The organism is Acinetobacter sp. Ac_3412 (assembly GCF_013072675.1).
GTDB classification, from domain to species: Bacteria; Pseudomonadota; Gammaproteobacteria; order Pseudomonadales; family Moraxellaceae; genus Acinetobacter; species Acinetobacter higginsii.
This window is the reverse complement of record NZ_LXUJ01000009.1, coordinates 759,110-774,207: the sequence shown is the minus strand read 5'-3', so window position 1 is coordinate 774,207 and position 15,098 is coordinate 759,110. Positions and strand designations below refer to the sequence as shown.

Genomic DNA, 15,098 nt, shown 5'->3' with positions numbered 1-15,098 from the left:
TTGTCCAACCAGACTGGTCATACTGTCGTATTGTTCCGTGGCACTACTACGGTGATAACGAATCTGCCGACGCTCTAAGGCTTGGTATTGGCTATTGTCGTCAATCAGACGTAGTTTTTGCGGCTGAATCGCAGCACTGCTTTGCGCGACGGTTCGTTCAGCCTCATCAATGAGCCAGTTAATCGATTCGCTCCGTAGCAAACGCGTCAGGAAGTCGTAATCAACTTCCGAATGTTGCATGATAAAGGGACGAACATCGTAATCTTGGCTCAATCCGCTTAAATCAAGCGTTAAGCTGGATGCAAATAAGGGACTTTTTTGTTGCCACTCTTTGAAGATGATTTCCACCACATCACGCACGCTCTTGTTCATAAACACACGGCTGTTACGGCGTTGTTTCCACAGTGCGGTGGGATCTTCTAAAGTCAGTTTATAGACAGTGAGGCTGCCGTCTGATTGTCCTTGTAAGGCTTGAGTAATAATCCCTGTGACACGAGTGAGTTGACCTTGATCAGTCACCGTATCAATTGCTGCTTGGCTACCAATAAATTGTTTCAGAGGAATCGCCGCATTGGTCGACAGGCAGATCAGTTCTGCCTTAAATCCGTCATTCAGTTGATGTTGACCATCAATACGTTGTAGGAAGACTTGAGTATTTAAATTTTGATTGGAAAACTGAATATGGATTGCACGTTTTTGTGCAGTAAGGCCCAAACTGTCCAAGGCCTGAAATATATTACTCAACATTATTTTATAAAATATTAACTAAAATTTACGCCATTTTATAAACAGCATACAAATCTGTCTATATTTTTAATGTTACGTTCTTGCAACAAAGCCTGTAATAAACTGCAGATTTTAGTCTAAGCACTTAAAATAATGATTAATAATTTTTTTACAGGATTAAATAAAAATACATACAAACCAAAATGTTTTATCAAATAAGGCCAATTCTCCCTATTTGATAAAACAGCAATCATTCAGCCTTAGACTGTGGCCTTAAAATAATCTTCTTTCGGCATATCAATCACTTCAACACACAACTGTATCGGATAGCTGAACTTAGACTGGATATAGCTTTTTTGCTGCAGTCGCTGCAATAATGCCGCACCCACGGCTTGTTTTTGAGCCTGCGTTCTGCCACTCAATAAATACAGTTTTAAATGAATATAGGCTTCTTCTGTTTCATTCAAACCAATTAAAAATATCTCGTCTTTAAATGCACGAGATTTAATATCATGTGCGACAAATAAATCTGTTTCAATTAATGCGATATTCGCATCTTTTAATAATTGATGCGGATTTAATTCAGTTAAATTAGCCGAATAGTTTGCAATTAAATGCGGCATTTTTATGATTCCTATTCTACAAATAATAAAGCTAAACGGACTTGGTCATAAGCCATTCGCGGACTAGTGGCTTCAACAATGGGACGCAATTTAATCGAACCATCATCAGTAAAATGTTCAGGATTTTTACGTTTATGCAAACGCTTATAAATCTTACGCACTTCTTCAATCACTTCATCGCCTGGACTGGCGACTGAAATATCCAAACCCTGCTCTTTATGCAAACGCGCCAGATGATTGATGATCGTTGCAGGCGTTAAACCACGCTCATGTGCAATATCTTCAATTTCATAGCCTTCTTCAAATAAAGTACGGGTTTCATCCAAGGTTGCTGCGGCATAATTCTGTTTTGCACCTTTGGCGATTTTCTTTTCATTACGGGCAATTTCAGTCGCATTCAGTGTGCCACCACAATGCCGAATAAAGGCATTATGCTGTGTGCTTAAATCAATATTTTCAAAGTTGGCTTCCGCTTCACTCGATAACTCCTGAAAACGGCGATCTGCTTTGATTGCGAGACTATCCAGTTCAAGCGCCTGCTCATTAAAGCCGAGCAATTTCAGCCCTGTCAGAGATTTTAAACGTGATAAAGCCACATAGCCCTGACCTTTTTCAAAGGTATTACTGAGATTGATCTCTGCGGCTTCCAAAGTCATACCCTGACTTTTATGAATAGTGATTGCCCATGCCAAACGCAACGGAATCTGTTGGAAACTGGCAATTGCCTTACCCGCTTCATTTTCAATCGACCATGTTTCAGGTTCAACCAAGAAGGTTGTACCATCCGTCAACTTCACTTTAGGCAAAATGCCCTGCTTATCGTCTTCTTCAAAACCAATGACTTCACCCAAACTGCCATTGATATAGCCCATATCAAAGTTGTTTTTAACAAACATCACTTTGGCATTTTTCTTTAGGGTGAGCTCTTCAGGTGCACGCACTGAAGATTTTAAGGTTTCCATCAACTTTTCATTACCATCAACAACCGCATTGAATTGATGGCTTTCATTGTCAATTTCATTCAGGTGCTGATAATTAATATTATCGACATCCATATTGTGCGTATATAAACGGGTAAAGGTCTCGCCAATATCGTGCTGCCGCGATTGTTGCAAAGCACTAATATGGTTGCCTTGAATATTCTGCGCCCGAATTGCATTGAGAATCTGATTGAGGATTTCATCATCCTGACGATGCTGTTCCGTTAAATAACAGACACGGAATTTGGCTTCGACCCAAGCCTCCGACATAAAGCAGAATTTATCGCGATTGCTTTCATCCTTTTTACCGACTGGCGGTAACTGGAAGAAATCCCCTGCAACAATGACTTGAATCCCACCAAAGGCTTCGTCACTTTCTTTAAAGTATTTCAATACCTGATTGACCAAATTCAATTGCTTAGCATGCAACATTGAAATTTCATCAATAATCAAGACTTGGGCATTTTCTAAATGCTCTTTTAAATATTTACGCTCTTTCATCCGTTTCAGATCATCATCAGTCAAACGGTCTTTAATCCCAATTCCCGCCCAAGTATGGATGGTCATACCATTCATATGCGTGGCCGCAATCCCTGTAGATGCAGTGATCGCAACAGGTACTTTACGCGCTTTGAGATAATGAATGTACTGATTAAGCGTATAGGTTTTTCCTGCACCTGCTGAGCCCGTTAAAAAAACATTTTCCCCAGCCTTGAGTAACTTGAGTGCAGTCTCTTGTTTCATAATTTCTTCAGTCAAAAACAACAACGCATAGCTTAACGATTTTTTCGCAAAAATAAAAACGCAAATCCAATTCGCGAACGCTAGGTGTCGTATAATTACATTGACATCCAAGGGTTTTCATTTAATGTGTTTGTTAATGAATTCAGACTTGATCTATAAAAATGACTACTTCAAATCTTTATGAATATCAAACAGATATACTTGGTGAAGATTATCAGCAACTGACTTTAAATTTCGCTGATGATTATGATGGAAAAGTTGTTGCGACCTTGGTCCGCAAGAAGGCCGCTGAAGCGACCAAAAAAGCAGTTTTATATATCCATGGTTTTGCAGACTATTTTTTTCAAAAAGAAATGGCTGAACAATTCAATCAGCATGGTTACGATTTTTACGCACTCGACCTCAGAAAATATGGTCGCTCAAAACTTCCTCATCAAAAACTCTACTACGTTTTAGATCTACGCGAATACGATGCTGAAATCAGCAAGGCACTCGAAGTGATCAGTCAAGAAAATCATAATCAGGTTGTATTGGCAGGACATTCGACAGGCGGTTTAATTGCGACTTTATATGCTGCACATTATCCTGACCATCGTTTAATTAAAGCGGTTTGGAATAACAGCCCCTTTTATGATTTCTATAAAAGTGTCATTGAGAAAAAAGTCGGGATTCCCTTACTCAGTGAAGTGGGTAAACGCTTACCGAATGCAAAATTTCCAAGTGGTCTAAACCCGTGGTACACACCAAGCTTGCATAAAGATTTTTACGGTGAATGGGATTTCAATCTGGATTGGAAACCAAAAACCATGCCTTTTGTACATCTCTCTTTTGTCACGGCCATTCATGAAGCACAAAAAGAAATCCATCAAGGCGTGACCTTAAATGTGCCTACCCTAATCATGCATTCACATCAATCCAAATTCCCTAAAAAATGGGGTATTGATGCACAGCAAAGCGATGTGATTCTAGATGTCAATGATATGACTCAAAATGCCAAGAAAATGAAAGGTGATGTGCAAACCCTGTCGATTCAAAATGGTTTACATGATCTTGTACTGTCTGCACCATCTGTACGTGAGCAGGTGTATCAACAGCTTTTTGCATGGCTAGCTGAAAAAATCCAGTAATACCGACGACCATTTTAAATATCTTGATGCTCAGTGGTCTTGGTACTTACTGAGCATATTTTTAGCGGGATGCGAGGCTGGTAATAACTCCAATAAGCGTTCCGCCGCATCCACTGCTTCCGGACAATAAGCCAAATGCTTTAATAAAGCATCACTGCCCTGTGTCTGGAAAATCGCATGACTCAAACGAGATTCCAAGCAATCCCGCCAAGCTGATAAAAATGGACTTTCAGTTTTCGCTAAAAAAATGCCGGTATAGCGTTGTAGTGCTGTGTTGATATAACCCGCATCCAATGCTTGTTCCAGTTGCAGGAAATCCGCCTCAACAGGTACATTCAGGCGATAAGGACGAGAGCCAAGTAAGTCTCCCAAATGCTCTCTTAAATGAGACATCTCCGCTTTTAATGTCCCCATACTGACTTTGCGTTCCCCATACAACGCTTGATGTAAATTCTCTAAATTCAGTCCTTGCGGGCATAAAGCCAAAATCACCAGAATTTCCACTTGTCTCGGGCTTAAGCTCAAGTTTTTGCCATTGATCAAGACCTGTGCTGTATTAAAAGTACGGAGATACACATGCTGTTGTTGTAACTCTTGCACTGCCATTTGAATAATTGTAGCGCAGCGTTCGACCGCCAATAAACCTAAACTATTGTGGTTTTCCCATGTGGTGGATAAATCTACTACACCTAAGACTTGTTTGGAGTACGGGTCTAGGATTGGAGCAGCATAGCAAACCCAATCATGCACCGACGCCATATAGTGTTCATTGGAAAATACACAACTTGATTTCTGCGTCTTCAGCGAAAGTGCCAGTGCATTGGTGCCGACCAGTTCCTCCTGCCATTGCCCACCTGCAACAAAATGAACACGTTCAGCAGCATTGCGCATTTGGGTACAGGATGCCGTCCAAATAATGGTACTGCCGACATCGCCAACCGCAAGCACCATCGCTGACTGCTCTGCAACATGCTTGAGGTCTTGTTGACAGGCCTGTAATGCCAAGGCCAATGAACCTGTTTGAGTCGAAACTTGATCAAGTAAAGGTGCAGCTAAACGTTCTTTAGGAATATCAGCACGTGTAGAACGCTCCCATGAACTGGCAATACTCTGTTCCATTTTTTCGGCATGTTGTGGATTGAGGCTACTTTGTGCCCTGAGTTGCTCAACCAATGTCCGCTGTTGCTGTAATTCCCTTTTTGTATGCATTTGTAATTTCCCTATTCCCTTACATGCAATTCCAACCTTTTTCCAACCTTCAACGCGATAACGTCATTCTCAATAACGTACCCAGTACTTTATTTAAAAATATCACAACACATAAAGGAGTATGTATATGCGCTATGTTGATCCGAATCAATCTGGTTCAAAAATCCATTTTAAAGACCAATATGAAAACTTTATTGGTGGACAGTGGGTTGCCCCTGTTAAAGGAGTCTACTTCGACAATATTTCTCCTGTCGATGGCAAAAGTTTTACTCGTATTCCACGTTCGAGTGCAGAAGATATTGAATTGGCGCTAGATGCCGCCCACAAAGCCAAGCAAGAATGGAGTAAATCATCTCCAACCACACGATCTAATTTATTACTTAAAATTGCTGACCGTATGGAAGCCAATTTGGAAATGTTGGCAGTTGCTGAAACTTGGGATAATGGTAAACCGGTCCGTGAAACGCTGGCGGCGGATATCCCTCTGGCCATAGATCATTTCCGTTATTTTGCAGGCTGTATTCGCGCACAGGAAGGTGGTATTTCTGAAATAGATGAAGACACCATTGCCTATCATTTTCATGAACCACTCGGCGTGGTTGGACAAATCATCCCTTGGAACTTCCCAATCCTCATGGCGGCATGGAAACTGGCACCGGCATTGGCAGCAGGGAACTGCGTGGTGATCAAACCTGCGGAGCAAACACCTGTTGGCATTTTATTGGTGGCTGAGCTGATACAAGACCTATTACCTGCGGGTGTACTCAATATCGTCAATGGTTATGGTGCCGAAGTTGGCCGTCCACTGGCAACCAGTCCACGTATTGCCAAAATTGCGTTTACCGGTTCAACGCAAGTTGGGCAATTGATCATGCAATATGCCACCGAAAACATCATTCCAGTGACTTTGGAGCTCGGCGGGAAATCACCAAATGTGTTCTTTGCCGATGTCATGGATCATGACGATGATTTTCTGGATAAAACCCTTGAAGGTTTTGCCATGTTTGCGCTGAATCAAGGTGAAGTCTGCACCTGCCCATCGCGTGCCTTGATTCAGGAAAGTATTGCCGATCAATTTATGGAAAAAGCCATCGAACGGGTCAAGCGGATTAAGCTCGGACATCCACTTGATACCGACACCATGGTCGGTGCGCAAGCCTCCTTGGAACAACAAGAGAAAATCCTGCGCTGTATCGATACAGGCCGAAAAGAAGGTGCGGAAGTGCTATTGGGTGGGCATGGTCGCCAAGAGGTTGGCAATGGTTACTACATCGAACCGACCATCTTTAAAGGTCATAACAACATGCAAGTGTTTCAGGAAGAAATCTTTGGCCCTGTACTGTCGGTAACCACATTTAAGGATTTTGATGAAGCCATTCAGATTGCCAATGACACCATGTATGGCTTAGGTGCTGGGGTCTGGTCACGTTCAACGCATACCGCCTATCGTGCAGGTCGTGCCATTGAAGCGGGTCGAGTTTGGACCAATTGTTACCACATCTACCCTGCTCATGCTGCATTTGGAGGCTATAAAAAGTCAGGTGTAGGCCGTGAAAACCACAAAATGATGCTCGACCACTATCAACAAACCAAAAATCTGTTGGTGAGCTATTCAACCAAAGCCATGGGCTTTTTCTAAGCCAATTGAAGGATCAAATACTGTATAAGCCTTGCGACATAGGCTTATACAGCCTTAAACCATAATGTACTGATGATTCGATAAACACCGTATTTTCTCAATCAAACTGGATCAAGCAATCAAATAAAAAATTAATTTTGGCACAAGGTGTGCAACATCGGCATTGCTTTTGCATCTTGCTGATGAGACCCATACACGGAGCTTTGTATGAACAACCAAGAACCTATTTCTGCACTTTCAGTATCTGCAACCTCTTCTGAAGATTATTTTGCCCAAAGAAAACTCAAGCAAGGTGCCGTGGGCTGGTTATTACTGATCGGCTTAGGGGTCGCCTATGTCATTTCAGGTGATTTCGCTGGCTGGAATTTTGGTATCGCTCAAGGGGGTTGGGGCGGCATGTTTGTTGCCACCGCAGTCGTTGCCGTGATGTATCTCTGCCTATGTCTTGCCATGTCAGAAATGGCGACCATGCTACCAACAGCAGGTGGTGGCTATAGTTTTGCGCGTATCGCATTTGGTCCACTCGGTGGTTATTTAACAGGTACCGCGATTCTGATTGAGTATGCGATTGCGCCTGCCGCCATTGCGGTCTTTATTGGGGCCTATTGTGAATCTCTATTCGGTATTGGTGGTTGGCAAGTTTATTTAGCTTGTTATCTGATTTTTATGAGTATTCACCTGAAAGGTGCTGGTGAAGCTCTTAAAATTATGTTTGCCATCACCTTGGTTGCGGCGATTGCATTGGCTGTTTTTATCGTTGCGATGTTGCCTCATTTTAATTCGCAGAATCTGTTTGATATTGCTGCAGGGCAACAATTTGGCGCAAGCAGCTTTTTACCCTATGGCTATTTAGGCATTTGGGCAGCGGTTCCCTATGCGATTTGGTTTTTCTTGGCGGTTGAAGGTGTACCCTTAGCCGCTGAAGAAGCCAAAGACCCTGCCAAATCACTGCCACGCGGATTGATTGGTGCGATGTTAATTTTAACCGCCTTTGCCCTACTGATTCTATTTTTAGGCGCAGGTGCAGCCGGTGCCAGTACCCTACAAAACTCCAGTGCGCCCTTGGTCGATGCTCTCGTCAAAGTCTATGGTCAAGGTACATGGCTGGCGAACTTTGTTAATTTTGTCGGTCTTGCGGGGCTCATCGCCAGTTTATTTTCGATTATCTATGCCTATTCACGCCAGATTTTTGCGCTCTCCCGTGCCGGCTATTTACCCACATCGCTGTCATTGACCAACAAAAATCACGCCCCTTATTTAGCCATCATTATTCCTGGCATCATTGGCTTCTTCTTGTCCTTAAGTAAAGAAGGCGATTTACTGATTTTAATTGCAGTCTTCGGTGCGACCATTTCTTATGTCTTGATGATGCTCTCGCATATTAAGCTACGCGTATCTCGCCCCTTAATGCACCGTCCCTATAAAACACCTGGTGGTATCGTCACCTCGAGCATTGCCTTAATTTTGGCTGCCATCGCCGTTGTCGCAGGTTTTCTGGTCAATCCTAAAGTGTGGTGTATTGCGGCTGGTATTTATATGGTCTTTATTGCCTATTTTATCTTTTATAGCCGTCATCAACTCATACAAGGGACGCCAGAAGAAGAGTTTGCCCAAATCACGGCAGATGAAAAGCAATAACCAGAAAGATTAAGGAGAAGATCATGCGTTACCGTCAAATCGTGGCCCAACAACACTATCAGTTTGCCGATCTTAAAACCTTGATGGCAAAAGCCACCCCTTTGCGTTCTGGTGATCAACTGGCGGGGGTTGCTGCGCAGGATGCTACTGAACGTGTTGCGGCACAAATTACGCTTGCAGATGTACCGCTAAAAAACTTTTTAAATGAAACCGTAGTGGATTATGAAACCGATGAAATTACCCGACTAATTATTGATGAACATCGCGCTGATCTATTTGCACCAATTGCGCATTTTACGGTGGGTGATTTCCGTAACTGGTTACTCAGTGAAGATGCAACCACCGAGAAGCTACAACAGCTTGCAGCGGGTTTAACCCCAGAAATGGTTGCCGCTGTGAGTAAAATCATGCGCAATCAAGACCTGATTTATGTTGCAAGCAAATGTGAGGTCATTACCCAGTTTCGCAATACTATCGGTTTAAAAGGACACTTATCCACGCGTTTACAACCCAATCATCCGACCGATGATGTACTGGGTATTTCCGCCAGTATTTTGGATGGCTTGATGTATGGCAATGGTGATGCAGTGATCGGAATTAACCCAGCAACAGACAATCTGCATAATCTCTCTGAGCTACTAAAACTGATTGACCATGTTATTCAAGAATATCAAATCCCGACCCAGTCTTGTGTTCTGACCCACATCAGTTCTGGCATACAACTGGCAGAAAAGAATGTTCCAATTGACCTGATGTTTCAATCCATCGCTGGTACACAAAAAGCCAATGAAGGTTTTGGTATTTCACTTCAAATGCTACAAGAAGGTTATGAAGCGACACTGGCGTTAAACCGCGGTACGCTTGGCAACAACGTGATGTATTTTGAAACAGGTCAAGGTAGTGCCCTATCCAGTAATGCACATCACGGCGTTGATCAGCAAACCATCGAAGCACGGGCCTATGCTGTGGCACGCAAATACAAGCCTTTATTGGTCAATACCGTGGTCGGCTTTATTGGCCCTGAATATCTCTACGACGGAAAACAAATTATTCGCGCTGGTCTAGAAGATCATTTTTGTGGCAAGTTGCTTGGTCTGCCAATGGGCTGCGATATTTGCTATACCAATCATGCAGATGCCGATCAGAACGATATGGATGTGCTGCTGACCTTATTTGGTACAGCAGGCATTAATTTTATTATGGGCATTCCGGGTTCGGATGATGTGATGTTGAATTATCAAACCACCTCTTTTCATGATGCACTATACCTCAGACAACTGCTTGGGCTACAGCCTGCCCCTGAGTTTTCACTCTGGTTAGAACAACAAGGCATTTTAAAACAGCAACAGCAACAGATTCATTGGGCAGAACAAATGCCCGCTCAATTCTCCAGATTATTGATGCATTAAGGAGAATCAAATGAAGCTTTCTAAAGACATTCAATTTCCTGCACAGGCGCATCAAGACCAGTGGGAAACACTGAAACAGTTTACTGATGCTCGTATTGCCATTGGACGTGCAGGATGCAGCATTCCAACCCACGCATTACTTGATTTCCAACTCAGTCATGCCCAAGCCAAAGATGCGGTTTTCCAATCACTAAATGTCACACATCTGCAAGAACAGCTACAAAAACTAGGTTTAAACCCAATCCATGTACAAAGTCAGGCTGAACATAAAGAGCTGTATTTGAAGCGACCTGATTTAGGACGTTTACTTTCAACCGATTCGACACAACTGCTTCAGCAGATGCAAAAAGATTCGCAGGCTTATGATATCTGTATTGTGATTGGTGATGGTTTATCGGCCCGTGCTATTGAAGAAAATGCACTACCTTTTATACAGGCACTGATCCAGCCTTTTGCAGAACAACAGTGGTCCTTAGCCCCGGTTGTGATTGCCACAGGCAGCCGTGTTGCTTTAGGCGATCAAATTGCTGAAATTTTTCAGGCCCGTATGCTCATTATGCTGATTGGCGAGCGTCCTGGGCTCAGTTCACCTGACAGTATGGGACTTTACTATACATGGGAGGCGTATAGCGGTTGCCTAGATTCGCAACGTAACTGTATTTCCAATATTCGTCCCGCAGGATTAAGTACGCCAATCGCCACACAACGCTTATTGGCTTTAATGCATAACTCCAAACGACTGGGGTTATCTGGTGTCGATTTAAAGGATGAACATGTGGTTCCAACTGTTGAAGAACATCATCAACGTAGATTGCTTTTTTAACTGAGCAATTGGACAGCTCTATTTTCCAGTGCTGTCCAACACGCATAAGGTCAACACATCGGTCTTAAAAATGATTTAAGATACAACATAATTTTTATTCATTGGTACTCGGTCATGCCCCTCGCCACTCACCTAAAAACCGTTTATGCCATTCAACATCTTGCTTTTGAAGACCTAGGTTCATTAGAAGATATTTTTTATCAATTGGGTTTTCGCGTCCGTTATTTTGAAGCGGGTGTGGATGATCTAAGTCCAGCGCTTAGTTATGATGGCTTAACGGTGATTCTCGGCGGTCCAATCGGCGTTTATGAAACCGAGGACTACCCGTTTTTAGTGGATGAAATTGCAGGACTAAAACAACGCTTAAAAGCCAATAAACCCACCATTGGAATTTGCTTAGGTGCACAACTGATCGCACTCGCACTCGGTGCAAAAGTCTATGCTGGACACCAAAAAGAGATTGGTTGGAGCAAATTAGACATTAAAGTGCTTGAGACGAATCCCTTAGCCGCATTAGAAAATATCGAAGTGCTGCACTGGCATGGTGACACTTTTGATTTACCTGAAAATAGCACACTATTGGCAAGTTCAGCGATCTATCCAAATCAAGCTTTTTCTGTGGGTAATAATATCTTGGCATTGCAGTTCCATCTTGAAATCGCTGAAGAAAATTTTGAAAAATGGCTCATTGGCCATACCTGTGAAATACGCCATGCAGGTTTATCTATTCCTCAATTACGTCAAGATAATCAGGCTTATGCAGCACAGTTAGAACAGCAGTGCCGATTGGTCATTCAAACGTTCTTAGACAATCTGAATATTTAAAACTTCATTCTTTTAGAGTCTCAATAAAAAAGCCCAATTTAAAAATTGGGCTTTTTCAGTCTAAATCTAATTCTCCAAACACTCAGTGAGGAGAATTTGCTTCACACTTACTTCTTGTCTGCTTTAAAACTGTCTTTTAAATCCAGAATACGGTTAAACACAGGCTTTTCAGCTTGATGATCATGTTGATCCGCAACAAAGTAACCTTCACGTTCAAACTGGAAACGATCTTCAGGTTTTGCTTGTGCTAAAGCTGGCTCAATCACCGCTTGAACCACTTGCAATGATTCTGGGTTTAAATGTGCAAGGAAATCATCATCAGCATCTGGTGCTGCTTCGTTAAACAAACGATCGTAAATACGCACTTCCGCAGGTACACCTTTGGTCGCAGAGACCCAATGAACAACCCCTTTCACCTTACGCCCTTCAGGGTTTTTACCTAAAGTTTCAGGGTCAATTGAACATTTAAGTTCGATCACTTCACCATTGGCATCTTTAATTACTTCATCACACTTGATCACATAGGCATGACGTAAACGCACTTCACCATCAGGAATCAGACGTTTAAAGCCTTTCGGTGGTACTTCTTCAAAATCTTTACGATCAATATAAAGTTCACGCGTTAACGGAATAATACGTTCGCCCATATCCACGTTTGGATGACGTGCATGAGTGAGATCCAATTCTTCAGGCAAATTGGTCAATGTCACTTTCAATGGATTCAGTACTGCCATGCCACGTGCTGCGGTATTTTCCAAAGACTGGCGAATACAGAACTCAAGCATTGCCACATCAACAATACCATCCGTTTTCGATACACCAACACGCTTACAGAAATCGCGTAAACCTTCTGCGGTAAAACCACGGCGACGCATCCCTACGACTGTTGGCATACGTGGATCGTCCCAGCCCTGTACATGATGACCTTCAACCAATTTACGTAATTTACGTTTAGACGTAATGGTGTAATCGATGTTTAAACGAGAAGACTCGTACTGACGTGGTACAGCTTGCGAGTGAACTTTTTCTACAATCCAGTCATAGAATGGACGATGATCTTGGAATTCTAAAGTACAGAGTGAATGGGTAATACCTTCAATCGCATCAGACAATGGATGAGCGTAGTCATACATTGGGTACATTTTCCATTTATCACCGGTTTGGTGATGTTCTGAATGCAATACGCGATAAAGAATCGGATCACGCATATGCACATTCGGGCTAGCCATGTCGATTTTGGCACGAAGTACAGCACCGCCTTCTTGGATTTCACCATTACGCATTTGTTCAAAACGCGCAAGATTTTCTGCAACAGTCGCATCACGATACGGCGAGTTTTTACCCGGCTCAACAAAATTACCACGGTTCAACTTAATTTCTTCTGGGGTTTGTAGATCAACATAAGCATCACCTTGTTCAATTAACTGAACAGCCCATGCATAAAGTTGATCAAAATAACCAGAAGCATAGCGAGGCTCGCCATTCCAGTTAAAACCTAACCATTTCACATCCTTGGCAATACCATCAACATATTCTTGTTCTTCGGCATCTGGGTTTGTATCGTCAAAACGTAAATTACATAAACCTTCAAATTCTTCGGCAATACCAAAATTCAAACAAATTGCTTTGACATGACCAATATGTAGGTAACCATTTGGCTCAGGCGGGAAACGAGTTACAACTTTTTGGGTACGACCTTCTTTTAAATCATCGGTAATGACTTGACGTACAAAGTCTAAGCCTGCCTGTTGTTCTTGCTGCACGGCATCGACAGAGGCATGGGTATTCGGCGTCGGGGTCTTTGGCAGTTCAGAAACAACATCATTTGGCTTCATAGGGTGTAAATCACTTCTTACAGTTAAAAATGGGAAATAAAAACGCAATCTTTGCTATTTATGAAAGATTTTAACGTTTTTTACTTGCCTTGTAGTTTACAGTTTGCTTATGCTTCTCTCAACCAAAAACCCATGGTCAATTTGCCCATGTTTAGGAGATTAATGTAATGAGTTTTCCTCAAGTCGAATTAAACACCAACAAAGGTCGTATTGTTCTTGAGCTTAACGCTGAAAAAGCACCAAAAACGGTTGCAAATTTCTTAGAATATGTACGTGACGGTTTCTATGACGGCGTAATTTTCCACCGCGTGATTGATGGTTTTATGATCCAAGGCGGTGGCATGGACGAAAACTTCAAAGAAAAAGCAACGCGTGATTCAATCGAAAACGAAGCTGACAACGGCTTAAGCAACGATGAAGGCACAATTGCAATGGCGCGTACCCAAGCTCCGCACTCTGCATCTGCTCAATTCTTTATCAATGTTAAAAACAACTCTTTCTTAAACCACACGGGTAAAACAGCACAAGGCTGGGGTTATGCAGTATTTGGTAAAGTGGTTGAAGGTCTTGATATCGTAGAAGCGATCAAAGGCGTACGTACGGGTAACCGTGGTTATCACGCAGACGTTCCTTTAGAGAACGTTGTAATTGAATCTGCTAAAATTATCTCTGAATAAGAATCTCCCCTAACCCCTCTTTTAAAAGAGGGGAAACTCCTCCCTTTACAAAGGGAGGTTGGGAGGGATTATAAAATAGGATAAAAGTGTGACCTACCTGTTTATCTCAGATCTACATTTGTCACCTGATCACCCTCGACTCGTTCGAGGGTTTTTAGCTTTATTGAAACAATACCAGGATAAAAACACACAACTCTATATTTTGGGTGATTGGTTTAATGCTTGGATTGGGGATGATTACACCGCCCCGTGGTTAGATGAAATTGTCAGCGCTTTGCAAAAATTCACCGCAGCGAATAACCAAGTTTATTTCCAAGTGGGGAATCGTGATTTTGCCTTAGGTCAAAAATTCTTAAAACAATTCGATGGCATTTTACTGCCTGACGTTTATACCTTAAATATTCAGCGACATACGTTCCGACTGGAACATGGCGATGCGCTCTGTACCGATGATGTTGCCTACCAACGTTTTCGCAAAGTGATTCGTAACCCCGTATTATTGGGGCTAATAAAACGCACCCCATTGAGCTTTAGACAAAAACTTGCCAATGGTTTCCGTAAAAAAAGTAGCGAAACCAAACAACTGAAAAGTTATGACATTATGGATGTTAATGCTCAAGCAGTAGAATCCGTGATTGAACACGTTGATTATTTAATTCACGGTCATACCCATCGTCCAGAAATCCACCATGTCCTTAACAAACAACGTATTGTTTTAGGAGATTGGCGAGCAGATTCAGCTTGGATTTTAGAACTCAGCCCACAAGAAAATTATCAATTAGATTTTAAACAGTGGCTCTATTAATTAATCACGCTTTAACTTATCTTAATTACTTCTTTTAT

Annotated in this window: 13 protein-coding genes; 8 read left to right on the top strand and 5 right to left on the bottom strand. The window is 42.3% G+C overall.

Features of this window, described 5'->3' with window-relative positions; all coding sequences use genetic code 11:
- From A7P54_RS11840 to A7P54_RS11830, 3 genes are all read right to left on the bottom strand, one after another.
- Positions 1 to 747, bottom strand: a 747-nt coding sequence (locus tag A7P54_RS11840; protein WP_216077089.1) for a phage late control D family protein, incomplete at its 3' end; no start/stop codon positions are given.
- A gap of 239 nt (positions 748 to 986) precedes the next feature.
- Positions 987 to 1,349 carry a 5-carboxymethyl-2-hydroxymuconate Delta-isomerase gene (locus tag A7P54_RS11835; RefSeq protein WP_171549673.1) on the bottom strand — a complete coding sequence of 121 codons (363 nt, stop codon included), beginning with the start codon at positions 1,347 to 1,349 and terminating at the stop codon, positions 987 to 989.
- Positions 1,350 to 1,360: 11 nt separating this feature from the next.
- Complete coding sequence (locus A7P54_RS11830; protein WP_171549672.1) at positions 1,361 to 3,073, bottom strand: AAA family ATPase; 1,713 nt, start codon at positions 3,071 to 3,073, stop codon at positions 1,361 to 1,363.
- Between the two features lie 161 nt (positions 3,074 to 3,234).
- Here A7P54_RS11830 and A7P54_RS11825 point away from each other — a divergent pair, with 161 nt between their 5' ends.
- Entirely contained in the window at positions 3,235 to 4,200 is a 966-nt protein-coding gene (locus A7P54_RS11825) for an alpha/beta hydrolase (protein ID WP_171549671.1), read from the top strand.
- Positions 4,201 to 4,230: 30 nt separating this feature from the next.
- Here the strand turns inward: A7P54_RS11825 and A7P54_RS11820 are convergent, their stop codons facing one another.
- Positions 4,231 to 5,409: a transcriptional regulator gene (locus A7P54_RS11820; protein WP_171549670.1), complete on the bottom strand. Its 1,179-nt coding sequence runs from the start codon at positions 5,407 to 5,409 to the stop codon at positions 4,231 to 4,233.
- Between the two features lie 127 nt (positions 5,410 to 5,536).
- Here A7P54_RS11820 and A7P54_RS11815 point away from each other — a divergent pair, with 127 nt between their 5' ends.
- The 5 genes from A7P54_RS11815 to A7P54_RS11795 all read left to right on the top strand — a co-directional run bounded on the left by A7P54_RS11815 (position 5,537) and on the right by A7P54_RS11795 (position 11,743).
- Entirely contained in the window at positions 5,537 to 7,048 is a 1,512-nt protein-coding gene (locus A7P54_RS11815; RefSeq protein WP_171549669.1) for an aldehyde dehydrogenase family protein, read from the top strand.
- A 207-nt stretch (positions 7,049 to 7,255) separates the two neighbouring features.
- Positions 7,256 to 8,686: an ethanolamine permease gene (eat, locus tag A7P54_RS11810; RefSeq protein WP_171549668.1), complete on the top strand. Its 1,431-nt coding sequence runs from the start codon at positions 7,256 to 7,258 to the stop codon at positions 8,684 to 8,686.
- A 23-nt stretch (positions 8,687 to 8,709) separates the two neighbouring features.
- Positions 8,710 to 10,095, top strand: a complete 1,386-nt coding sequence (locus A7P54_RS11805; protein ID WP_171549667.1) for an ethanolamine ammonia-lyase subunit EutB — start codon at positions 8,710 to 8,712, stop codon at positions 10,093 to 10,095.
- A gap of 10 nt (positions 10,096 to 10,105) precedes the next feature.
- Complete coding sequence (gene eutC / locus A7P54_RS11800; protein WP_171549666.1) at positions 10,106 to 10,918, top strand: ethanolamine ammonia-lyase subunit EutC; 813 nt, start codon at positions 10,106 to 10,108, stop codon at positions 10,916 to 10,918.
- A 114-nt stretch (positions 10,919 to 11,032) separates the two neighbouring features.
- Entirely contained in the window at positions 11,033 to 11,743 is a 711-nt protein-coding gene (locus A7P54_RS11795) for a glutamine amidotransferase (protein ID WP_171549665.1), read from the top strand.
- A 107-nt stretch (positions 11,744 to 11,850) separates the two neighbouring features.
- Here A7P54_RS11795 and A7P54_RS11790 read toward each other — a convergent pair whose 3' ends face one another.
- Positions 11,851 to 13,578, bottom strand: a complete 1,728-nt coding sequence (locus tag A7P54_RS11790) for a glutamine--tRNA ligase/YqeY domain fusion protein (protein ID WP_171549664.1) — start codon at positions 13,576 to 13,578, stop codon at positions 11,851 to 11,853.
- A 167-nt stretch (positions 13,579 to 13,745) separates the two neighbouring features.
- Here A7P54_RS11790 and A7P54_RS11785 point away from each other — a divergent pair, with 167 nt between their 5' ends.
- Positions 13,746 to 14,255, top strand: coding sequence for a peptidylprolyl isomerase (locus A7P54_RS11785; protein WP_004661403.1), 510 nt, complete (start codon positions 13,746 to 13,748; stop codon positions 14,253 to 14,255).
- Positions 14,256 to 14,343: 88 nt separating this feature from the next.
- The gene (locus tag A7P54_RS11780) at positions 14,344 to 15,060 is read left to right on the top strand and encodes a UDP-2,3-diacylglucosamine diphosphatase (RefSeq protein ID WP_171549663.1); all 717 of its coding nucleotides are present in this window, start codon (positions 14,344 to 14,346) and stop codon (positions 15,058 to 15,060) included.
- Positions 15,061 to 15,098 lie beyond the last annotated feature (38 nt).